At 47.4% G+C, this 23,443-nt stretch carries 17 protein-coding genes; 13 read left to right on the forward strand and 4 right to left on the reverse strand.

The window, feature by feature from the left end; genetic code table 11:
- The first annotated feature begins 73 nt into the window (after positions 1 to 73).
- The 8 genes from H9I35_RS01880 (at position 74) to H9I35_RS01915 (ending at position 8,380) form a co-directional block, all read left to right on the forward strand.
- Complete coding sequence (locus tag H9I35_RS01880) at positions 74 to 997, forward strand: hypothetical protein (RefSeq protein WP_187419963.1); 924 nt, start codon at positions 74 to 76, stop codon at positions 995 to 997.
- Between the two features lie 83 nt (positions 998 to 1,080).
- Positions 1,081 to 1,812: a DUF6675 family protein gene (locus tag H9I35_RS01885; RefSeq protein WP_187419964.1), complete on the forward strand. Its 732-nt coding sequence runs from the start codon at positions 1,081 to 1,083 to the stop codon at positions 1,810 to 1,812.
- A gap of 17 nt (positions 1,813 to 1,829) precedes the next feature.
- Positions 1,830 to 2,780 carry a dTDP-4-dehydrorhamnose reductase gene (rfbD, locus tag H9I35_RS01890; RefSeq protein WP_187419965.1) on the forward strand — a complete coding sequence of 317 codons (951 nt, stop codon included), beginning with the start codon at positions 1,830 to 1,832 and terminating at the stop codon, positions 2,778 to 2,780.
- Positions 2,781 to 2,856: 76 nt separating this feature from the next.
- Positions 2,857 to 4,137: an extracellular solute-binding protein gene (locus tag H9I35_RS01895; RefSeq protein WP_187419966.1), complete on the forward strand. Its 1,281-nt coding sequence runs from the start codon at positions 2,857 to 2,859 to the stop codon at positions 4,135 to 4,137.
- A 123-nt stretch (positions 4,138 to 4,260) separates the two neighbouring features.
- On the forward strand, positions 4,261 to 5,550 hold the full coding sequence (locus tag H9I35_RS01900; protein WP_187419967.1) for an extracellular solute-binding protein: 1,290 nt from the start codon (positions 4,261 to 4,263) through the stop codon (positions 5,548 to 5,550).
- Between the two features lie 89 nt (positions 5,551 to 5,639).
- The gene (locus H9I35_RS01905) at positions 5,640 to 6,470 is read left to right on the forward strand and encodes a PHP domain-containing protein (RefSeq protein ID WP_187419968.1); all 831 of its coding nucleotides are present in this window, start codon (positions 5,640 to 5,642) and stop codon (positions 6,468 to 6,470) included.
- A 77-nt stretch (positions 6,471 to 6,547) separates the two neighbouring features.
- Entirely contained in the window at positions 6,548 to 7,474 is a 927-nt protein-coding gene (locus tag H9I35_RS01910) for a carbohydrate ABC transporter permease (protein ID WP_187419969.1), read from the forward strand.
- 24 nt (positions 7,475 to 7,498) lie between these two features.
- A complete protein-coding gene (locus H9I35_RS01915) occupies positions 7,499 to 8,380 on the forward strand; it encodes a carbohydrate ABC transporter permease (RefSeq protein ID WP_016520132.1) in 882 nt (293 codons plus the stop codon).
- A gap of 56 nt (positions 8,381 to 8,436) precedes the next feature.
- Here the strand turns inward: H9I35_RS01915 and H9I35_RS01920 are convergent, their stop codons facing one another.
- A complete protein-coding gene (locus H9I35_RS01920; RefSeq protein WP_187419970.1) occupies positions 8,437 to 9,864 on the reverse strand; it encodes an LTA synthase family protein in 1,428 nt (475 codons plus the stop codon).
- Between the two features lie 224 nt (positions 9,865 to 10,088).
- Here H9I35_RS01920 and H9I35_RS01925 point away from each other — a divergent pair, with 224 nt between their 5' ends.
- Complete coding sequence (locus tag H9I35_RS01925) at positions 10,089 to 12,761, forward strand: YidC/Oxa1 family membrane protein insertase (RefSeq protein ID WP_187419971.1); 2,673 nt, start codon at positions 10,089 to 10,091, stop codon at positions 12,759 to 12,761.
- 140 nt (positions 12,762 to 12,901) lie between these two features.
- Here the strand turns inward: H9I35_RS01925 and H9I35_RS01930 are convergent, their stop codons facing one another.
- The 3 genes from H9I35_RS01930 to H9I35_RS01940 form a co-directional block, all read right to left on the reverse strand.
- Positions 12,902 to 14,644, reverse strand: coding sequence for a hypothetical protein (locus H9I35_RS01930; protein WP_187419972.1), 1,743 nt, complete (start codon positions 14,642 to 14,644; stop codon positions 12,902 to 12,904).
- Between the two features lie 112 nt (positions 14,645 to 14,756).
- Positions 14,757 to 16,256 carry a DUF3943 domain-containing protein gene (locus tag H9I35_RS01935; protein ID WP_187419973.1) on the reverse strand — a complete coding sequence of 500 codons (1,500 nt, stop codon included), beginning with the start codon at positions 16,254 to 16,256 and terminating at the stop codon, positions 14,757 to 14,759.
- A complete protein-coding gene (locus tag H9I35_RS01940) occupies positions 16,253 to 17,653 on the reverse strand; it encodes a DUF3943 domain-containing protein (protein WP_187419974.1) in 1,401 nt (466 codons plus the stop codon). Before H9I35_RS01940 ends, H9I35_RS01935 begins: the two co-directional genes overlap by 4 nt.
- Before the next feature lie 107 nt (positions 17,654 to 17,760).
- Here H9I35_RS01940 and H9I35_RS01945 point away from each other — a divergent pair, with 107 nt between their 5' ends.
- The 4 genes from H9I35_RS01945 to H9I35_RS01960 all read left to right on the forward strand — a co-directional run bounded on the left by H9I35_RS01945 (position 17,761) and on the right by H9I35_RS01960 (position 23,443).
- Positions 17,761 to 19,023: a CDP-glycerol glycerophosphotransferase family protein gene (locus H9I35_RS01945; protein ID WP_187419975.1), complete on the forward strand. Its 1,263-nt coding sequence runs from the start codon at positions 17,761 to 17,763 to the stop codon at positions 19,021 to 19,023.
- Positions 19,024 to 19,160: 137 nt separating this feature from the next.
- Positions 19,161 to 20,462 (forward strand): phosphoenolpyruvate mutase, encoded by a 1,302-nt coding sequence (aepX, locus tag H9I35_RS01950; RefSeq protein WP_187419976.1) that lies wholly within the window; start codon positions 19,161 to 19,163, stop codon positions 20,460 to 20,462.
- A 15-nt stretch (positions 20,463 to 20,477) separates the two neighbouring features.
- The gene (gene aepY, locus H9I35_RS01955) at positions 20,478 to 21,611 is read left to right on the forward strand and encodes a phosphonopyruvate decarboxylase (protein WP_187419977.1); all 1,134 of its coding nucleotides are present in this window, start codon (positions 20,478 to 20,480) and stop codon (positions 21,609 to 21,611) included.
- Positions 21,608 to 23,443, forward strand: a complete 1,836-nt coding sequence (locus H9I35_RS01960; RefSeq protein WP_187419978.1) for a 2-aminoethylphosphonate aminotransferase — start codon at positions 21,608 to 21,610, stop codon at positions 23,441 to 23,443. The genes aepY and H9I35_RS01960 overlap by 4 nt, the downstream gene beginning before the upstream one ends.

Consider the following 23,443-nt stretch of genomic DNA (forward strand, 5'->3'; position numbering starts at 1 on the left):
CGGTACCGTCTTTCCTCTATAACCGTCTGTCCGTACCTTGTGCCGAATTTCCGTTTTCGATAGAATAACCCTCATGGCAAAAAGTTCTGCCGAAAAAAAAGAGCCTGCCCTGCGGCCGATCGATTCTTACGGCGCCTTTCTTCCGTATTTGATTATTCCCTTCCGGCTGAAAAGCGCAAAAGTGCTTTTCCGTTTTTTGCGTACCGTCGTGCGCGATTTTTTTTGGCTGCAGTTTTCGGTAAAGTGGCGCTTCAAAACAATTCCCGTTTTGGACGTATCACACCCGTTGGACGAACTGATTCCCTTTACGCCCGACAAAGTGAAAATCTATTTGAACTTTACAAACTTTTGGATCCGGCCGATGACTTTTTTATTTCGCAGACTCGGCGTAAAAAAGGCGCTGCCGTACTGCATCGAATATCTTTCGCTTATCGAAACGGCATATGCAAATGCCGCAAAAGTGTACCGCTTTTGCATGACGACGACACAGCGTCCCGATTATAAAACAGACGCGGCATTCAAAATGATTCACGCTTTCGATCCGCATCTCCTCTGTGTTCCGAGCCTGCACGTTGCGATCGTTATTCTTGCGTCCGTATATTACGCGGACGTTTTTAAAAACGACGATTTTACCGAAGAAGAACGAAAAACGTATACGGCCGAACTGCGTGAAGGTGCGCGGCGCATTATCGAAAGCGTGCTGTATGTAAAGCAGCACAGCGTAAACTGCATTCCCGCGGCGATGTATATGATGCTGTATGTGCTTAAAAATCGATTTACGATAAGCGCGGGCATCGATATTATCAACAGTCTGTTTGCGGACGACGAAACGCTTTCCGATTCCGATAAAAAGAAAATAAGCGCCCACATTCACTTTATGTTCGAACGCCTGCTTTTGGAAGGTGCAAACGAAAACGATTGGACAGTTCCGGTTAAGCGCTGGCTTAAAAGTTACGCGCACTCGAAAAATATCGTTTTGCCGCTCGACCGCCGATAGCCGCATAGAATTTTGTGCAGTTCGTTTTTCGAGTAACTGTCTTGCGGCCCGACTGTTTACTCAGTATAATGCAAACTATTAATATGAAAAAGACAGTATTTGTTTCATTTATTTGTGCCGTACTCTGCGCGTTTTCCGCTTCCGCACTTCCTTTCAACAATAAGCTTTCGAAAGCGGAACTTGCCGACCTTGAAAGCGGCAAAGTCGTCGTTCGAAATATCAGCCGCGCGTCCAATATGTGTCTTGAAGCGTCAAGCGAAAGCGCAAAAAAAATCATACGCGACATAAACGATCTCAATCCGTCCTATCTTGCCGAAGTGATCCAAGTCAGACCCTACGCCGGCAACGAAGATTTGCCCGCACGGCTCGAAGACTCGCTCATGAACATATCCGATTACGTCGGTATCCCGTACTATTCGGAACACAATAAAACGTATTACGATCTGTATTCATCCGCCGTGATTAAAAACGATTTTATTGCAGAAGACGGCGTTACTCGAAAAGTAAAAGCCGATTTGACGATGGAACCTTTCGGTCTCATCGAAACGTCCATATCCATAAGCGCAAACGGAGAGTGCGTATACTATGTTTCGACAAACGACAATACGCTTATTCGACAGGATATGAAGATCAAATGCGTCAAACCGAACAATATGAAATCCGCCATTCTGCTCTTCCGCGACGGCGATAATTGGATTTTATACGGTGCCGGCGGCGTCAAAGCGATGAAAATTATTTTTCTCGAAAAGCGTATCGAAACGTCGTTTATAAACCGCATAAAAACGTTTTGCAATTTTATCTTTGAAAAACTCTAATTAAAAGGAAGCGCGGTATGCTGTGGCTTATCGGCTGTACGGGAATGCTCGGACGCGAATTCGCGTACCGGCTTTCGGAAAAAAAGATTCCGTTCGTCGGTACGGGAAGCGAAGTCGATATAGCCGATGCCGAAAAAATCGAAGCGTTTATCAATAAAACCGAAAGCGCGTCTTTTTATGCGTCGCGCGATGTAAAAAAAGACAATAAAATCGATTGGATCATAAACTGCGCGGCTTATACGGCGGTCGACAAAGCCGAAGAAGAAACCGAAAAAGCATACCGCACGAACTGCACGGGTGCCCTCAACGCCGCGCGTACGGCGAGAGCCCGCAGCGCAAAGCTCGTCCACATTTCAACCGATTACGTATTCGACGGAAAAGAGCGCACTCCGTATACGGAAGACGTACCGAAATCTCCGATAAACGCATACGGAAAAACGAAAGCGGAAAGCGAAGATCTTATCGCTCAGGCAATGACGCAGTATTACATCATCCGGACATCGTGGCTCTACGGTTTCGGCGGCCGCAATTTCGTATATACGATGACGCGTGCGATGAACGAAAGAGAATCGGTCAGCGTCGTAAACGACCAAAGAGGAACACCGACTTTTTGCGGTGACCTCGTATCCGCCGTTATAAAATTAATAAAAAAAGAAGCGGGTGCGACGAGCCTCTTCGGAAAAAAAAGCGCAGCACCCTACGGCATCTATCACTTTTCGAATTCGGGAGAAGCGACGTGGTTCGATTTCGCCGAAGCGATTTACGGCTTCGGAAAAAAATACGGCAGAATTACAAGAGATTGCAGCGTACGGCCGTGTTCATCCGCCGAATACGAAACGAAAACCGCGCGCCCGGCTTACTCCGTCCTCGATTGTACGAAAATCGAAACGGAGATCGGCATCAAAATACCTTCATGGCGCACAAGTCTTGAACGCTTTATAAAAAACGAAAGATTCGAAAGCTTTTAATTTTTTCTTGCACGTTTTTTACTCTTGTAGTATACTTATACGGATATAGATTTTCCAAAATACGGAGGAAAAAAATATGAAAAAAATGATGATGCTGTGCGCGTTCGCCGCAGCAGCGCTCATGGCGACGTCGTGCAGCAAAAAGCCCGAAGCCGTCACCATTGAGTTTTGGACGCATGAGGACGCAAACCGCCAAAAACTTGAAGAACGCTACATTCAAGAATTTACGGCCGCTCACCCGAACGTCACCGTAAACGTAACGCGACAGGGCGCCGCAAAGCTTATTGAGCTCGTTCAAACGGCTTTTGCCGCCGGAAGCGGTCCGACAATGTTCAACCTTTCCATAAACGACGAATATCCTTATATCACGGCCGGCCGCGTCGCTCCGATGAACTACAAAGCGGCAGGTTATAAAGACGCTTCGGAAGTCATCAACGCGTATGCGCCGAAAATGCTCGATCCCGTTACGGTAAACGGTAAAGTATACGGACTCCCGCTCGAACTTACGAACTGGTGCATCTTTATCAACAAAAAAGTGTTCCGCTCCGCAGGCCTCGATCCCGAAAAGGATTATCCGAAAACATGGGAAGACATGGTAAAGATTTCCCAAAAGATCGTTATCCGAAACGGCGACATCATCACGCGGCGCGGCTACGACTTCCGCTACAAATATTATCTTGAAAACAACGTTCCGATGGTGGAACAGCTCGGCGGACAGCTCATCAGCGACGACGGAAAAGAAGCGATCGTCGGAAAAGATGCGTGGGTCGGATTTCTCACCTATATGCAGCAGTGGGGCCCGAACGGCTTGAATCTCGGATCTCCGACTTATAAAGCCGCCCGCTCGGTATTCAACGCCGACAACAACGACCTTGCAATGTGCTCGACCGGTTTGTATCAGGAAGCGCGTATCCGGCACGACAACCCCGCATTCTATGACTCGGGTGAATGGATGGTCGTTCCCTATCCGAAATTCGAAAATGCCGTCAAAGACACTGCGGCATGCTATTACGGTCATTACTACATGGTAAATGCCGATGCGACCAAAGCCCAGCAGGAAGCGGCATGGCAGCTTATCGCCTATATGCTCAGCCACGGCGAAGAATACCTTTCGCAGGTCAATATCATCCAGCCGACGACGGCGCTTTTAAACAGCGACACGTTTAAAAATATGCCCTACTCGAGCGTATTTGCGGACGATCTCGAACGCGGTCACATCGTTTACTACGGTGCGAATTCAACCGCAATTCAAAGCGCAATCGGATCGGCGGTGGAAAGCGTCATGCTCCAAAACGTAGCGCCCGAAGAAGCTTACAACAAGCTTAAAAAGACCGTTCAGGAATTGATCGAACAATAATTTTACACTTCGGAATATCAAAAAACTGCCCGAAAACTTCGGTTTTCGGGCAGCCCCTTTTTTGTCTGAGTAAAGATCGATTTCTCCTATATTAAAATCTGTTATTTTATTTGAGGATTACACATGAAAAAATTCATCCGGCTCTGCATCGTTCTTGCAACCGCTTTTATTTTATTTCCGTCATGCGCAAAAAAACAGGAAAACGTCGTTATCGAATTTTGGACACATGAAGATGCCAACCGCCAAAAGCTTGAAGACAGATACATAAGCGAATTTACGGCTGCCCATCCGAATATTACGGTAAACGTAACGCGCCAAAGCTCTTCGAAACTTATCGAACTGCTTCAGACGGCTTTTGCCGCGGGCAAAGGTCCGACGATGTTCAATACGATCATCAACGAAGAATATCCGTATATCGCCGCAGGCCGCGTAGCGCCCGTCAATTACAAAGCCGCAGGCTACAAAAATGCCGAAGCCGTCGTTGCCGCCTATGCGGACAATATGCTTGATCCCGTTACGGTAAACGGTCAAGTTTACGGACTTCCTCTCGAACTTACGAATTGGTGCGTGTATCTCAACAAAAAGATTTTCCGAGAAGCGGGTTTCGATCCCGAAAAAGACGCGCCTAAAACATGGGAAGACGTCATGAGTATTTCACAAAAGCTCGCACTGCGCGACGGCGATATCTTAAAAAGAAGAGGATTCGATTTCCGCTACGGCTATTATCTTGAAACGCTCGTTCCGCTTGCCGAACAGCTCGGAGGACAACTCATCAGCGATGACGGCAAAGAAGCGATCGTCGGAAAGGATGCGTGGATCGCCGTTTTGTCGTATTTACGGCAATGGGGACCGAAAGGTTTGAATCTCGGATCTCCGACATATAAAAATGCCCATTCGCTCTTTAACGCCGACAACAACGATGTGACGATGTGTTTGTCGGGATTGTATCAGGAAGCGCGCATTCGAAATCAAAATCCGAACTTTTACGACAGCGGTGACTGGATGATCATTCCGTATCCGAAATTCCAAAACGCCGTCAAAGACGTTGCGGCATGCTACTACGGCCATTACTATATGGTAAACGCCGATGCGACGAAAGCCGAGCAGGAAGCTTCGTGGCAGCTCATCTCCTATATGCTCAGCCACGGCGAAGAGTACCTTTCCGAAGTGAATATCGTTCAGCCGACACTTGCGCTTTTGAACAGCAAAACATTTAAAGATATGCCGTACTCCGAAGTGTTTGCAAACGATTTGAATCGTGCGCACATCGTGTACTACGGTGCGGCATCCGCATCGATCCAAAGCGCTCTTAAAACGGCGCTGCAAAACGTCATGCTCGGAGATGCTTCGCCGGAAGCGGTATACGAGCAGCTTAAAAAAACGGTTCAGGATTTAATCGACGAACAAAAATAATCGGATTATTTTGAAAGATCCGAAATTATGCAAAGCGGACGGTAATCCGTTTGCCGTCCGTTTTATTATCAGAGAATTCGGAGCGGAACATGGAAGTTTTTACGCAGGACGAAGTGAATCTTCATACACATTGCAAATACTGCAGACATGCCGTCGGTGAAGTAATCGACTATGTCGAAGAAGCGGAAAAGGACGGTATCAAAGTGCTCGGTATGAGCGATCACTGCCCCGTTCCGGACGACAGATGGCACAATGTCCGTATGTTTTATTCCGAACTCGACGATTACCAAAAAGACTGCGAAGCCGCCGCCGAACGTGTTCCGCGCGGCATGCACTTTTTTCGCGGATTTGAAACCGACTATCATAAAGATTACGTTTCATATTATCGCGACGAATTGCTCGGTGAACGCGGCTTCGACTACCTTTTGCTCGCAGTCCACAATTATTATGCGGGGGACGGAAGCGATATCATGATTCCGGATTGTCCGGTAAACGATAAAGGCGTTCTGCACACATACACGAAAACACTCATTGAAGGCATGCAGTCGGGATTGTTTTTATATGCGGTACATCCCGACATTTTCGCCGCGTTTTACCTCGAATGGGACGATGAAGCTGAAGCCTGTTCGCGCGACATACTCGCATGCGCCGCTTCGTTGCACTTTCCGATAGAGATTAACGGACAAGGCATCCGAGCGAAAAAAGTCGTATACTCGGGCGGAGAACGCTATCGCTATCCGTTTCAGGAATTTTGGAATCTCGCTTCGGAATACGATGTACCCGTCGTCACGGCGGCAGACTGCCACAAACCCCGAGATATGCTCACATCGAGGAAAGCGTGCAAAGAAATCGCTGCAAAAGCGAATCTCACGTTTGCCCGATATGCGATTGACGAAAACGGAGACATCGTCATACAATAGTGTGCTGCACCGAGAGACGCCGTCGTTTTTTATGGACGGCAAACTGTTCTGTAAAAGTTTTTATGGAGGAATTAAAAATGACTAAAACGGTAAAACACTACAGCATTGAAAAACAGCAGGCACGCTGGGGATTTATGTTTACCCTGCCGAGCCTCGTTTTCTTTGCCGTGTTCAGTTTTTATCCGATCATCAATGCATTTCTTACGAGTTTGACGAACAAACAGGCGATTTCCAGGACGTCGAAATTTGTCGGTTTGCGTAATTATGTATATCTTTTTACTCGCGACAACGGCGGCTTTTCGCTGTTAAACTCCATGCGTGCGACGATCATGTTTACGTTCGGCACCTTCGTTCCGATGGTCATCCTCGCTCTCATCCTTGCGGTTTTGCTCATGCAGCTTCGCCGTTCGTCACAAAAAGGCTTTTTTCAAATTTCGTTTTATATGCCCGCAGTTCTTTCGTCCGTCGTCGCGGCTGCAATTTGGATGATCCTTTTCGATCCGCGAGGCCTGTTCAATCAGCTTTCGAATACGGTTTTATTTACCACAGGAAAAGATTATCACTGGCTCACCGACAATACGATGCTGCAGATTTCAACCATGATCGTATACTTTTGGAAGTACATCGGTTATTTCGTCATCCTCTTTATCACGGGACTCGCTTCGATCCCGCCTTCGATCTACGAAGCCGCGACGGTAGACGGATCGAATAAATGGCACGCATTTTTTCATATAACGCTCCCGCTTTTAAAACCGACAATCGTACTCGTGTCCATCATGGCGATGCTCCAGTGTTTGAAAACCTTCAGTACGCAGTATATGTTCGCACAGGGAGGCGCAGCTCGCCATCCGATCGACGTCATCACGATGAATATATACTTTACCGGTATCAGAAACGGTCAGCTCGGCAGAGCGAGCGCCATGTCGATCATATTGTTTTTGATAATGCTGCTGTTCACGTACCTGCAGTTTACGCTGTCGAAAACCGACGACGTGGAATATTAATAAACGATTTTTATTGGAGTCAGTATGAACACAAATAAATATGTCGGAAGAATCGGTATCGGAGAAATCCTCGCGTGGATAGCGCTCTTTATCGTATTCTTTTTTACGATAACGCCCATCATTTTTATGTTCGTCGCGTCGTTTATGGATGCACGTCAAATTCTCGCAATGCCGTTCCGCTGGATTCCTTCCCGCGCGTATTTCACAACCGAAAACAGAACCTTTTTAACAAATTTTATTAAAGCGATTTTCGGCAACAATCAAAACCCCATATACATGCGCAACATCTTAAACTCGCTCATCGTTGCCGTAACCTGCGCCGCGACGACGGTTTTACTCGCTTCTCTTTGCGGTTACGGACTTGCGAAGTTTAAGTTCAAATCGCGAAATCTCATCTTTATGTCGATCATGGCGACTATGATGATTCCGTTCGAAGCGATTATGATCCCGCTGTACATGGTGGCAACGAGCATGCACATGATAAACACGTACCGCGGCCTCATCATCCCCTTTCTCGTGTCGGCTTTCGGCGTCTTTCAAATGAGGCAATATCTTTTGACTTTCCCGACCGAATACCTCGATGCGGCTCGCGTCGACGGCTATAACGAATTCAATATCTACAGCCGAATCGTTTTGCCGAACTGCGGACCGGTCATAGCCACGCTCGGCATCCTTTCGTTCAGAAATCAGTGGGATAATCTTTTGTGGCCGCTCCTCGTTGCACAGAGCGAAAAGATGAAAACGATTCCGCTGTACATTACGAAATTCAGCGAAGAAAAACAAACCGATGAGGGCGCTATGATGGCGTGCGCGCTGCTCGCATCGATTCCGATGTTCATACTTTTCGGCGCTCTGTCAAAATACTTTATCGGAGGAGCCGAAGTTTACGAATCGAGAAAAGGCTGAAAATATATTCGGGGCTGTTTCAAAAGTCCGTTACTTTTTCGACAGCCCCTTAAAAATCATCGGCGCTTTTTCAGCGCTTCGTACTGTTCGGTTCTCTTCATAAGTTCGGCATTTATTTTTTCAGCGCCGTATGTTTCCACTAGCGTTTTCTCTCCGGAATAGAGCGATCTGCCGAAGCCCAGCGCGCGGCCTTCGATCGTACAGCCGATGCTTTCGAGCATTGTCGGAAACATATCGTAGGGCGCAAAGCGTCTGTTTTTTTGTACGAACTGCGGAGGGGTCAAAACCGAATTGACGATAAGGTCGAGCCATCGGCGCCGGGCATTTGCTCCGTGAACGGGACTTTCATCCGCGATAAAATTATTGTGCGGCGCGGTGAGAAAATTGTGATCGCCCATGATGACGACGGTCGTATTGTCCCACCACGACTGCCCCTCCATCCAGCCGATGAGATCGCTTACTTGCTTGTCGGCACAGCGGACGACGTTCATAACTTGGCGCTTATCGATTTCGGGACAAAGGGGACACTTGTAGCCGTCGGGAAAATGCGTATCGACGGTGAGCATACCGAAAAAAAACGGAGCGCTTCCCTTTCCCAATTCGTCGAGTTCTCGCCGCACAAGCGGAAAAAGCTTTTGATCTTCGAATCCCCAAAACACTTGGTAGTTCATCGGAATCAAACCCTGCGCCTTATACCAATGAATGTCGTGAATTTCGACACCGTGATTTTCGAGAAAAATATCGCGGTTTTCAAATTGTTTGTCGCTTCCGAACGCAAATCGGCAGCGGTAGCCGTTTTCGCTTAAAATATCGGTGAGCGTAACGGCGCCTCGAAGACAGCTGAGACTACCGTCTTCGGTTTTTGCAAAGGGAGCAAAATACGGTAAGCCGCTGAACTTCGAAATGATACCCGCAGCCGTCCATGAAGTTCCGGCAAGGTTTTCCCCTCCGCCGAGTTTTTCATTTTGGCTGAAATTGACGTTCGCCTTTGCCAAAGACGTGATGCCGGGTATGAGGTTTTCACGAAAAAGACCGCCTTCTTCGATCGATGCAAACGAAGACTCGACCGACTCCATAAAGATGACGACTAAGTTCCGTTTTTTTTCGGGAAACGCGATGCGGGTCGATGCGGGATCGACATAGTGTTTATCGTAAAAATCGGAATGCGCCGGAGTTTTCCGTACTTCGTATAAAATTGCGGGATATTTCCATGCGCGAAGCATGACGAGCGTTATGACAACGGCAAAAACCGCATACGAAATGCCGAATACAAAGCACTTGTCCGCATCCGCCAAAACCGAACGGAATTTTTTCCCCGTCGCTTTTTTATACGATTTTGCAAGGGCGAAGTTCCCGAGCAAAACGAGCGCATATATGATTCCCGCCGGTACGATGATGTTTTTAAAAAACGATAAAAATGTTCCCGAATCGGATCCTTTCGTATTTGCGCCGAGGACAAAAAATACCGCATAAGCGTTATCCATAGGATACTGAATCCGCGACCAGCGAAGCGAAAATAATGTCAGTATTGCAAAGATACATAAAAGATGGGCGATAATCAGTTTAGCAGTTATTCTACGCATGTATTACGATCCGTTGTGCTACTGTAGCAAAAATGCGTAATCTGCACAATACATAATAGTTGAATCGATAAAAATTTTTTTGCAATCATATTGATAAAATATTCCATAAAAAATATAATACACGTATGGGTTCGATCCTCTTTAACATTATTATTTATCCGCTTATACAAATCATAGAGTTTATTTTTGCGTTTGTACAATTGATATTTAAAAATCCCGGCTTTTCCGTCATGTGTATAAGCGCTGCGGTGACACTGCTCTGTCTGCCGCTTTACGCAGTTGCAGAAAAGTGGCAAGAACTCGAGCGGCAGACGCAAAAAAAATTGAAAACCGGCATCGAGCGTATCAAAGCAACATTCAAAGGCGACGAACAATATATGATATTGTCGGTGTATTACCGGCAGCACCGCTATCATCCTATCATGGCGCTCCGTTCTTCGTTCGGACTTTTAATTCAAGTTCCCTTTTTTATCGCAGCATATTCGTATCTTTCGCATCTCGAATTGTTGCAAGGTACATCATTCCTGTTCATAAAAGATATGGGTACGCCCGATGCCCTGCTCAAACTCGGGGATACGAGTATAAACCTGCTTCCTATAGCGATGACTCTCATAAATTGCATCGCCGGTGCAGTTTATACCAAGGGATTTCCGTTTAAGGAAAAACTGCAGCTGTACGGTATGGCATTTTTATTTCTCATTTTGCTGTATAATTCTCCCTCCGGTCTCGTACTCTACTGGACTTTAAATAACATATTTTCGCTTTTAAAAAATATTTATTATAAAATAAAAAGCCCATATAAGATGCACATATTTTTATACCTATTGGCATTTTTTCTACTGTGTATTGCAGGCTTTATCAATTACAACCATAGAGGCTCTCTAAATCTGCGCATAGCGGTTTCGGCTGTTCTCTTAATCTGTGCCGCAGCCCTTTGCGCTTACACATTTTTTGCAAAACGCATAAAAATCGATTTGAGCGGTTTTATTTCAAAAAAAGAAGCTTTCGCGTTGTTTATCTCGTCGGCCGTTCTTTTAACCGTCGTTGCGGGTTTGCTATTACCGACAAATTTAATCGTATCTTCTCCTCAAGAATTTTCGTACATAGACCAATATTCGTCTCCGCTGTTTTTTATCGGCAATACGTTGACGCAAGTCATCGGCTTTTGTCTGTTTTGGCCGATCTGTTTGTATTTTTTATTCTCGGATAAAATAAAACGCGTATTCGCATGTATTTTCGTATGCGCTGCAGTAAGCGCGCTCATAAATGCGTTTATTTTTCCCGGCTCATACGGCTTCATTTCAACGGCGTTTATATTTGCCCAAGACGTCAAACACACAATTGTTCATTCTGCCGTAAACATATCCGTTTCGGCGCTTGCAGTCGCCGCAGCGTTCATCCTGTTGAAATTCCACAAATCGAAAATCGTTACGACACTTGCCGCTCTCGCTTCCATTTCGATATGTACTTTGTCTTTCATCAATACGACACGTATCGTTTCGGAATTCAAAACGCTTGCTTCATATAGAGATAAAGATCAAGCGGGAGGAGCAACAACGGTCGAGCCAATCTTTTCTCTCTCTCAAAAAGGAAAAAACGTCGTCGTGCTTATGCTTGACAGAGCTGTCAGCGTTCTTGTCCCGTATATTTTTGAAGATCATCCGGAATTGAAAACACAGTATTCGGGTTTTACGTTTTATCCCAATACGGTAACGTTCAACGGCTATACATCGCTCGGCTCTCCCCCCATTTTTGGCGGTTATGAAGCGACGCCTACCGCAATCAACGCTCGAAAGGAAATTACGCTGCTGCAAAAACGCAATGAAGCGCTTATGATGCTGCCGTGTATTTTTGATGCACACAGCTTTCATGTTACGGCGTCCGATTTGCCCTATGCGAACGGTAATTGGATTCCCGACATGAGTATCTTCGATCCATATCCCAACATCAAAACCTATGTTACCGACGGACACTACACCGATCTGTGGTGCAAAGAACACGACCTGCATCTGCCTGATGCAAGCGATGTGATAAAACGAAATATGCTGTGGTATTCGCTTTTAAAAACATCCCCGCTTTTTTTACGTGAAGCGATCTATAACAACGGTTCTTGGTGTGCGCTTACCAATACAAAATCGCTGAGAAAAACACTCGACGGTTATGCCGTTCTCGATTATCTGCCGCGTCTCGTTTCAATTGTCGGCGACGCAAGCGATAATGCGCTCATCATGGACAACAATACGACACATGAAGGTTCAATGCTGCAGGCACCTGATTACCGTCCTGTTCTCACTGTTACGAAATTCGGCAATGGAAAATATGCACGTAAAGTTGTGTATTCCATAAATATCGCCACGATAATGCGACTGGCGGATTGGTTTCAATACATGAAAGACAACGGTGTCTATGACAACACGCGCATCATCCTCATCTCCGATCACGGACCGGAAACAAACGTCGTAACGCATAATAATTTGCCGTTTCAGCAAGATCAGTTCAACGCGTTTCTCATGGTTAAAGATTTTAATGCGTCGGGCGAAATAAAAACCGACAATACTTTTATGTCAACCGCCGATGTCCCGTTTCTTGCGCTGGATAACCTCATCGCTAATCCCGTCAACCCGTTTACCGGCAATCCGATTACGACAGATGCAAAAAAAGAACCGCTGTATATCGCTATGTCGGGGATGCAGATTTCGGGAACTAACGCATATGAATTTTTGCTCGATCCGAAAAAAGATTACTATATCCATGACAACCTTTTCGAGCCGAAAAATTGGGTTCGCGCGGCGGAATGATAACCTGAATTATCCAAGTCTCGCACACAGTAACGTTCGGATGGATGAATTATACGATATGTACCGCTTATCATACGACAGCACGGCGTTTACCGCTTTTAAAAACGGCGATATTTTTTTGTTCGAATCGATCGCAATCGTTACAGCATCGTATAGGTACATGAAAAGGAAAGCTCGACGCCGTGTGCAAAAGAGGCGCTTATGTTTTTATTGTTAAAAATAAACATATATGAAGTCCTCCCTCCGAATTGAAAATGCTCATTGAGCGTATAACTTCCTTTCAGGGTAATGCAGTTCGTATACTGCACGATTCCCGTGAGGCTTTTTTTCCGTGCGATTTCTGCAGCTTCCGCCGCCGTAATTTCTCCGAACCGGAAGCGCATCAACGGATAATAATTGTAATACTTTTTTTCACTATATTCGATCTCGTTTCCGAAAAGGCCGAACGAGTTCGTGCCGTGCGCGACAAAGAGATATTCGAAATCCGCCGACCACTTGCCCGGCTGCACGTAACCCGCTCTCATCTGCGCTCCGATGCAGTCCGGACCGAAGGGAGTGCCTATCCATGAACAGATCGGTATCCTCGTATTGCTCTGCATATCGAGGCGGGAGCGGTACAGCGACCATTCGGCGCCCTGTTTGATATAGCAAAACGGCGTCGTATAGACGGCTTCCGTCGTCGCAATCCAATAGCCGCCCCCGCTTTCCGGGAAAGTCAACTCCACGCCGAGCTGCGCACCGAAACTGTCAGGCATCGCTCTTCCCGTATCATCGTTGAGTTCAAGCGGCGACTGTATTTCGTTTTGCGCATACAATCCGTATATGCGGACATTTTTACACGGTACGATATCGAAATCGATTCCCATATATGCACAGACATGCGCCTCACCGTAATAAAGCTCTTCTTCCGGGCTGATATATTCTCTCCATGCGCCGAACGAGTGCATAATCATAAGCGGATTTAGAAAACGGAATTCGAAAGGACGGGCGACGAGAGTTCCTTCGAGCACTCCCAGCCGTATCCATTTAAAAGGCACAGCTTCAATCCTGTGAATATACATGAATTTGTCTTTTGAAATTTCGGCGACATACATGCCGTACCTTATATGCGGCGAATAAAGATTAAGCTGAACATAAGCGTCGGTTTCAAACGTCGAATTGTAAATAACGCTGCCCGTCTGCGTTTTTCCGACGCGCATTCCTGCCCGCGCGATATTGACATTGACACCCCAGTTGTTAAAACACATGCCGATACTTCCGTATGCGCTGCGCGGCCAAAAGAACTCCACATCGCTTGAGCTGTACGGAAAATTGATAAAGTTTTCAGCTTTCGACATACCCCAAAAACTTTTGCCAACAAACGGATCGGCCGACAAAACGATATAATCGCCGAAAGAAAGCGCAAGCGGCAGCGTAATGAACGGATCGGCCCCATCGCTTCCGATAAACGACGATGCCGCTCCGTAGGGTTTCGGTCCCGAGTGTCCCGTATAATCGCTTGCAAATGTCCAGTCGATGTCTTTATTGCTTTTGTACATGAGAGCGGGTTTCGCAATGACATTGAAGTCGAAAGAGACTTCTCCCCATTTCAAAAGAAAAGCATCGCGCTTTAGAAAATCCCGCGCTTTTGCATAGAGTTTTTTTCCCGATGCCGAAAGAGCGTCTTCATCGACGGCATCCAAATACATTTTGATTTCCGCAGCCGAAAGGGGCGCGTTATCCGCGAGAGAGGTTTTTGCCGATTCGGCGTTCAGCATATACAGCGCGTCGTATATCCAATGATCCGACGGAAGGAGCTGTTGAGAACCGTGAATTTGTGCAAAACAAAAATGTGAAATCGACAGAAAAACACACAGTGTGCAGAATCTTTTCGCACGTATCATATCGTTATGATAATGATATTCGATCGGAATGTCGAGCTTTTATCCGAGCAAAGGGTTCATGCGTTCAGCACAAAACGGGGCATATTTTTCTGCACGATCCGTATACACGATTTTAAAAATAACGCTTTACGTACAGTTTCCAATCGCTTGCCGTTTGAAAGACGTCGGATCCTTTTTTGTAAAACCCGAATTTTTGATACAAAAAGAACGACAGGCCCGCATAATAATTTTTATACACGCAATGTTCGTAGGCTGCGTTTCCGTACCAAATGAGGTTGTATCCCGAAGAACCTTCGTGCGGCTCGGAACCGGGTATCGTGTAAAACGCGCTGAACGATCCTTCGAGAAAAAAAGTTCCCGCCCAAAGATTCGCCGCTTTAAATCCCGCCTTTGCGTTTCCGCCGATTCCCAAATCGTAGAGACGCTGTTCGCTTCCGTCGTATTTCGATTTTCGCTTGTTCGCTTTGAGATTAAAATAATAATCCGACGCGCCCAAGTACGTAGCTCCGATGCCGCTTTTCCACTCGATCGTCCACTTACGCGGCAAAGCGTATCTCTGACGAACCGAAAAACCGAGCGAATTGTTTTGATAATTCAAATCCGTCGCCATGATAAAATCGTATGAGAGGTCGAGGGCGAGCGACGTCGCAAGGGCATCGTTCGCTTCAAAAACCCACGAACGCAAAAAGCCGTCGGCAAATATTTTTATGCAGTAATAGCTTCCGTCAAAACTCGCATCGGTTGAAAGCGCAAACCGTTCGAAAGGCTTTTTTACGTCGCGCACATAAGGATTTCCGTACCGGATGTCAAAACCGATAGCGCCGGAGACGGCATTGCGGTAGCCTTTGTCTTTATGTGCGTTGTCGGAAAAGCCGAACGCGCTGTCGATGTGATCAGCCGACAAGCGAAGCGAAAACTCTTCGATCGTACCGACCTCTCTCGGCGCTTTTTCTCCGGTAAGGAGTCTGTTTAAAGCCGCCTGAGGACTTGCAATCCACGAAAGGTAGGGATACTTGTCATCGAGCGAAAGATAGATGCGGTGGAACATTTCGCCCAAAAAGCTTCCGCCGATCGGAGTATGGATGACGTCGTTGAACGAAGGCGGCTCGTTTTCCATCGTATATTCCCACATGAGCGAGCCGAATGCCGCAAAGGCAAGCGATTGCCAAAAATTAAAACCGTTCGCCCTGCCCGCCGCAAAATAAATCGATCCCTGATACGGATGCCCGATTTGATTTATTTCGAATTCGTCCTGATCCCACACCCACGGATGCACTATATTGCGGCCCATCGTTTCAAGAGAAATATCTGCAAACGGCGATTGCGTGATAATTCGATTGAACGTCGTTATGAAAATATTGAACGAAAAGACTTCGCCTGCGGCGATCGCGCCGTGCCGGAAATCAGCTTTGGTAAATTCCGCTTTCCCGAAATTGCGCTCGCTCTTTTTGCCGACATCGCCCTCATCCGCTTCTGTAAAAGAGGGTGCATCCTTTTCGGTAACATCGATCGCTTGGGTTTCAGCGGCTTCGCTCCCGTCCGCTTGCGCGTAAAGAGCCGTAGAAACGCATAATAAAATTACACAAGCCGACAATCGTATCGTTTTTTTCATAGAACCGCCTTTCCGTACAGCCGTACATTGTTTGAAATAAATTCGATATGCGGAGCATCTCCGTAGAGATTCCATTTATGATATATAAAATCCTGAGCGCCGATCGAAAAATTTTTCCAAAGCGAATGTTCGTAGCGTATGTCGGCGTACTGCACAAAGAGCGCTCCTCCGTATCCGCTTTTTCCGTCCGGCAATTTAAATAAAAAATCGCCGTTTACCGACGCTTGGAACCTACCGAATCTCCTGTTCTCAATCGCTATTCCGAAAGCGGCATAGGCACCGCTATAATAATCATAAGTCCGCTTCGAATCTTTTTTATAATTTGTCAATTTTTTCATATAATAATTATTTTCTGTCGCATTTATGATATCCCATCCGGCAAAGGCTTCCCATTTGAAAATCCACTTTTCATCTGCCGACGCTATGTATTGCCTGATCCCCGCGCCGCCTGCAGCGGTCGCATAGTGTATATCGGATGCAAAAATGACATTGTAGACCGCTTCAACGCCGAAAGTCGACTTCGCACGTCCTTCGGTCGGTATCGGAACGGAATACAAAAGCCCGTTCGCAAAAACCTTCAGACAGTATGAGTCGATAAATCCTGCAATCGAAAGATCGAGCGTAAACTGATCGAGGGGAGCTTCGGTTTTGTGAGCGTAAGGATCACCGTAGACGGCTTTTACGCCCGTCGCAAAAACGGGAATATCGATGCCGTCGGCATTGTTATACGTATCGGAAAATTTAATAAAATTCGAAAAAAGATCGACGCCGAAAAAAAGTTCGATCGATTCCACTCCGCCCGATACTTCGGGAGCTTTCATTCCCGTTACAAAGCGGTTGAACGCATCTTGGGGACTTATGAGCCACGTGAGCGGCTTGAGCCGTCCCTTAGTCGACAAAAAAAGACGGTGCAGCATCTCTCCGTAGAGCGCTCCCGCAAAGGGCGTTACGATCATATCGTTGATCGAAGGCAGGCTCGTTTCCATAAACAGTTCCCAAAAAAGAGAACCGGCTGCGGAAAACAAAAAACTTTGATAAAAATTAAAACCGTTCGCCCTGCCCGCATTGAAATAGAGAGAACCGGCATAAGGGTGCGCGAATTGATTGACGGCGAAAGTATTTTGATCGAACTCCCACTTGCCGCTTGAAAGATGCTTCCACATAAACGACGGATTCGTCTTTGCAAAATCCGCTTTGAGTACGATGCTGTCGAACGCGTTTACGGCGAAGTTTACGCCGAGCACTTCAGCAGATGCGATAAAAAAGCTGCGGATACCGGGTTTTGCAGCGGCAAGAGACTTTTCGGTTTCGATGTGTTCTTTGCCGTCTTCCGCACGGCACGGTAAAACGGCGATGCAAAAAAGCAGCAAAAGGATACGAGATAATTTTCCAAACACGGCAATAATTTAACATAAAAAATGCCGACTGTAAATGAACACGTATTTTATTGATTGAAACGGTAATCCGTGATAAAATAAGCTTTATACGCATAAAAAAGTTTTTTATGGGAGTAATTATGCAGACGGCTTTATTTTTATACATAGATCCGGGCACGGGTAGTATGCTCTTTTCGATCCTCATAGGAGCGGCTGCAACACTTTTTTTTCTCGGTAAAGCGGCTCTTTTAAAACTGAAATTGTTTTTTTCGGGAAACCGAGGCAAAGGAGCGCAATCCTCCGACGCATCGTATAAACAGTACGTCGTCTACTGCGAAGGAAAGCAATATTGGAATGTCTTTAAACCAGTCGCCGACGAATTCGAAAGACGACGGCTTCCCCTCGTCTACTATACATCGGCCGAAGATGATCCTGTTTTCGAACAGCAGTATCAATTTGTTAAAGCGGAATATATCGGCGATGGAAACGCAGCGTTCGCGCGGCTCAACCTTTTAAGCGCGGGCGTCGTTTTAATGACGACACCCGGTCTCAACGTGTATCAGCTCAAGCGCAGCAAAAACGTAGGTCACTATTCGCACGTCCTCCACATGCCGAACGACGCGACAACGTACCGCCTCTTCGGTCTCGACTACTTCGATTCCGTGCTGCTCACCGGCGATTATCAAAAAGCGGATATCCGTGCGCTCGAAGCTCAGCGCGGCATCGCAAAAAAAGAGCTCGTCACCGTAGGCTGTACCTATCTCGACGTGCTTGCGCAAAAAATCAAAGCGATTCCCGAAGAAAACAATCACGTCTTTACGGTGCTTGTCTCTCCGTCATGGGGAGATGTCGGCGTTTTGAAAAAATACGGCGAACGCCTCCTCGATCCGCTCGCCGCGACGGGTTGGCGTATTATCGTGCGTCCGCACCCGCAATCAAAAAAGTCTGAAGCCGATATGCTCGACCGCCTCGAAAAGCGATACAAAAACAGCAAAAACGTCGAATGGGATTACAACCGCGACAATATTTACGCGATGAAAAAATCGGATATAATGATTTCCGATTTTTCCGGAATCATATTCGATTATGCGTTTTTATGCGATAAACCGATTATGTACGTCAACGCCGATATCGATCTGCGCCCCTACGACGCGTACGATCTGCAAAAAGAACTGTGGCAGTTTGCGATGTTGAAAAAGATCGGCATCAAACTTGAAGAAGCGGATTTTCAGGGCATCAAAGCCGTCATTCAAAATGTGAGCGACAGCCCTTCTCTCGCTGCAGCACGCAGAGAAGCGAAAGAAGAGGCTTGGATGTACGAAGGCAAAGCCGGCGCGAATATCGCCGACTTTATGATCGAAACCGTAAACGCGTTCAAAGCCGCCGTATAAGTCGTCAGGTTGCGGCAATATTTCGTTACCGGTATACTTTTCACATTTGAATTTCAGTGCCGGTAATCTTTGGGAAGTTGTAATTTGATAAAAGAAAATATACAGCTGACAGAAGTTTTCAGAGGAGCGATATATTTATGAGTAAAACGGTATACCTCGGCATAACGGGCGATATCATCCATCCCGGTATCATCAATATCATCAATGAAGGGGCAAAGCGCGGAGAGCTTACTGTCGGATTGCTCACCGATTCGGCTATCGTCTCGCACAAGCGACTGCCTTATTTAACGTACGAGCAGCGCAAAGCGGTCGTCGAAAGCATCAAAGGCGTTTCGCGCGTCGTGCCGCAGGAAGCGTGGAGCTATGTACCGAATTTAATAAAATACAAACCGGACTATATAATTCACGGCGATGATTGGAAATCGAATTACTTAAGCAAAATACGAGACGAAGTGTTCGAAGCGATGAAAGCGTGGGGCGGCGAAGTGATCGAAATACCGTATACGCAAGGAATCAATTCGACCGCCCTCGTCGAAGGCGCAAAGACAATCGGAACGACGCCCGATATCCGCTTAAAAAGCCTCCGCCGCCTCATCGCCGCAAAGCCCGTCGTGCGCATCATGGAAGCGCATTCGGGTTTGAGCGGTCTCATCGTCGAAAACGCCGAAGTGACAAAAGACGACGGTATCCACCGCTTCGACGGCATGTGGTCGTCGAGCCTTACCGATTCGACGGATAAAGGCAAACCCGACATTGAAGCGGTCGATTTGACGACGCGGCTGCAGAGTCTCACCGACATACTCGAATGCACGACAAAGCCCATCATCTACGACGGAGACACGGGCGGCATCACGGAGCACTTCGTGTTTACGGTGCGCACACTCGAACGGAACGGCGTTTCGGCGGTCATCATCGAAGACAAAGTCGGTCTCAAAAAAAATTCGCTGTTCGGGACGGACGTAAAGCAAGAGCTCGCGACGGAAGAAGAGTTCTGCCATAAAATCAGCGAAGGAAAAAAAGCGCAGGTGACAAAAGATTTTATGATCATCGCGCGTATCGAAGAAATCATCGCAGGCCGCTCGGTCGACGAAGCGCTTGCAAAAGCCTTTGCAAGCGTTGCAGCCGGAGCCGACGGGATCATGATCCACAGCAAAGATAAATCGGGAGAAGACATTCGAACGTTTTGCGAAAAGTTTCGAAAAGAATACAAGAGCATTCCGCTCGTGCTCGTTCCGACAACGTACAATCAGTTTACCGAAACCGAACTCGTCTCATGGGGTGCAAATATCGTCATCTATGCGAACCACATGCTGCGGGCGGCTTACCCCGCGATGAAAAAATGCGCGGAGACGATTTTGCTTTCAGAGCGTTCCCTCGAAGCGAACGAACTGTGCATGCCGATCAAGCAGATACTCGAGCTCATCCCCGGAACAAAATAAGCTAAGGCGGTACCTATGATTCGACCGGAATATTTTTACGACCTTTTGCAAAAGCGCGGATCCGATTTTTTTACCGGAGTACCCGATTCGCTTTTAAAAAATTTTTGCGCCTATGTGACGGACACGGCTCCCGAAGACAAACACATCATTGCGGCAAACGAAGGCTGTGCGCTTGCGCTCGCGTCGGGCTATCACTTGGCGACGGGAAAGACGCCCGTCGTCTATATGCAGAACTCGGGACTCGGCAATGCGGTGAACCCGCTTTTATCCCTCGCGGACAGCGACGTCTATTCCGTACCGCTCGTCCTCCTCATCGGATGGAGGGGTATGCCGTCCGTCCACGACGAACCCCAACATATAAAACAGGGAAAAGTGACGCTCGCCCTGCTCGATGCCATGCGCATCCCCTACGTCGTCACGGCGGAAAGCGAAGATGAACTTAATAAGCAAATCGATTACTGTTACGCATGTACGGAAAAAGCGTCGGCGCCCTTTGCCTTTGTCGTAAAAAAAGATACGTTTGCGCCTTACGCGCTTAAAAATAAAACTTCTTCCGATGCGGAGATGACGCGGGAAGATACAATAGAGTGCATCGTGCTGCATTCTCCGAAAGATGCGGTCTTCGTTTCTACGACGGGCATGGCATCGCGCGAACTCTTCGAGCTCCGCATTAAACACGGTATGAGCGGCGCGAACGATTTTCTCACCGTCGGCAGCATGGGGCACGCGTCGCAAATCGCGCTTTCGATCGCCATGCAAAAAAAGGATAGGCTCGTCATCTGTCTCGACGGCGACGGAGCGGCTATCATGCAGATGGGCGGACTTGCGACGATCGGCGTGCGAAAGCCTGATAATATGATACACGTCGTCCTCAACAACGGCGCCCACGATTCGGTCGGAGGTCAACCGACGGTCGGTTTAAAGATCGATCTTCCCGGAATAGCAAAAGCCTGCGGCTACGCGCATACGTATTCGGTAAAGGATGCCGCTTCGCTCGAAGCCGCCCTCAAAAACGCGCTCTCCGAAAAAAAGACGGCGTTTATCGAAGTAAAGATACGAAAAGGTGCGAGAGCGGATTTGGGACGGCCGACAACATCGCCTCGGGAAAACAAAAAAGCGTTTATGGAAGTGCTGAGGAGGAATGTATGATCAAAGAAGCGGTTATCGTTGCGGGAGGATTGGGCTCGCGCTTCGGCGGACGGACGGAAGCGATGCCGAAAGGGTTTATAGAAATCGAAGGAGAGGCGATCGTCGAGCGTTCGGTGCGGAAACTCATCGCAAACGGCGTTGAACGCATCATCATCGGTACGGGACACTGCAGCGAATGGTACGACCGGCTCGCAAAAAAATACCCGTGCATCGTGACGGTACGGAACGACGATTACGCGAAGACGAGCAGTATGGGAACGCTTGAAGTGTGCGCGCCGCTCGTCACCGGAGATTTTTTTCTGCTCGAAAGCGATCTCATCTACGACGCCGTCGGATTAAAAGTGCTTGCAAACGATGCGCGTGAAAACGTCATTCTCGCATCAGGCCCGACGAACAGCAAAGATGAAGTTTACCTCGAAACCGACGAAAACGGCGTGCTCAAAAACGTGAGCAAAAACCGAAGCGAAATTTCCGTCGTCGCAGGCGAACTCGTCGGTATCACAAAACTCGGCAAAAAAACGCTCGATGAAATGACGGCGTACTACCGAAAAGATTTTCCGGCACATATAAAAATCGATTACGAACAGGTGCTTAAAGCCGTCGCACAGCAAACGCCGGTCTATGTGCGCACCGTGCAGTATTATGCGTGGACGGAGATCGACGACGAAGCGATGTTCACCCGCGCAATCGAAACGATATGGCCGCGCATCGCCGAAAACGAAGAGCTGCAAAATATCCGGCGCGAAGTGCTCTTGAACCCGGGGCCTTCGACGACGACCGACAGCGTAAAATACGCGCAAGTCGTAAGCGATATCTGCCCGCGCGAGAGCGAATTCGGAGAACTTATGGAGTGGTGCTCGAAAGAGCTCACGAGATTTGTCGCAAAAGAAGACTCGTACGCGACCGTCATGTTCGGCTGTTCCGGCACCGGAGCCGACGAAGCGATGATCTCTTCATGCGTGCCGCCGGAGGGCAAACTGCTCGTCGTCGACAACGGCTCTTACGGAGAGCGCCTTGCGAAGATAGCAAAGATATACGATATCGATATGACGGTGTTTAAAAGTTCGACGTATGAAGCCCTCGATGTGCAAAAACTCGAAAGCGCTTTTAAGTCGGAAAAATACGCAGCGCTCGCAATCGTCTATCACGAAACAACGACGGGATTGTTAAACCGACTCGATATCCTGTGCCCGCTCGCAAAAAAGTACGGTATGATCACCCTCGTCGATGCGGTAAGCGCATACGGCGGCATGCCGATGGATCTCGAAAAGCTCGGAATCGATTTTATGACGTGCACGTCGAACAAACACATTCAGGGTATGGCGGGCATCGGTTTTGTCGTCGCAAAAAAATCGGAACTCGAAAAGCAAAAAGACTGGCCGATGCGGAATTATTATTTAAACCTCTACGATCAATATCGCTATTTTCTCGAAACGAAGCAGACGCGCTTTACGCCTCCGGTACAGACTTTTTACGCACTGCGCCAAGCGATTATAGAAACAAAACAGGAAACGATCGAAAAGCGCTTCGAGCGCTATACTGCGTGCTGGAACATACTGACGAAAGCGCTCGAGGAAATCGGTTTAAAGATGCTCGTAAAGGCGGAATTGCAGTCGCATTTTATCACTGCGATCCTCATTCCCGAAACGAGCGAGTACAGTTTTACCGCCCTGCACGATCACGCAAAAAAATCAGGTTTTACGATCTATCCCGGAAAACTCGGAAACATCGATACGTTCCGTATCGCAAATATGGGCGACATACGGTCCGAAGAGATGGAGCGATTTACCGTCCTGCTGCGTGAATACATGCATTCCATAGGAGTTTGCTGA

Source organism: Treponema sp. Marseille-Q4132 (assembly GCF_014334835.1).
Taxonomy (GTDB): Bacteria; Spirochaetota; Spirochaetia; order Treponematales; family Treponemataceae; genus Treponema_D; species Treponema_D paredis.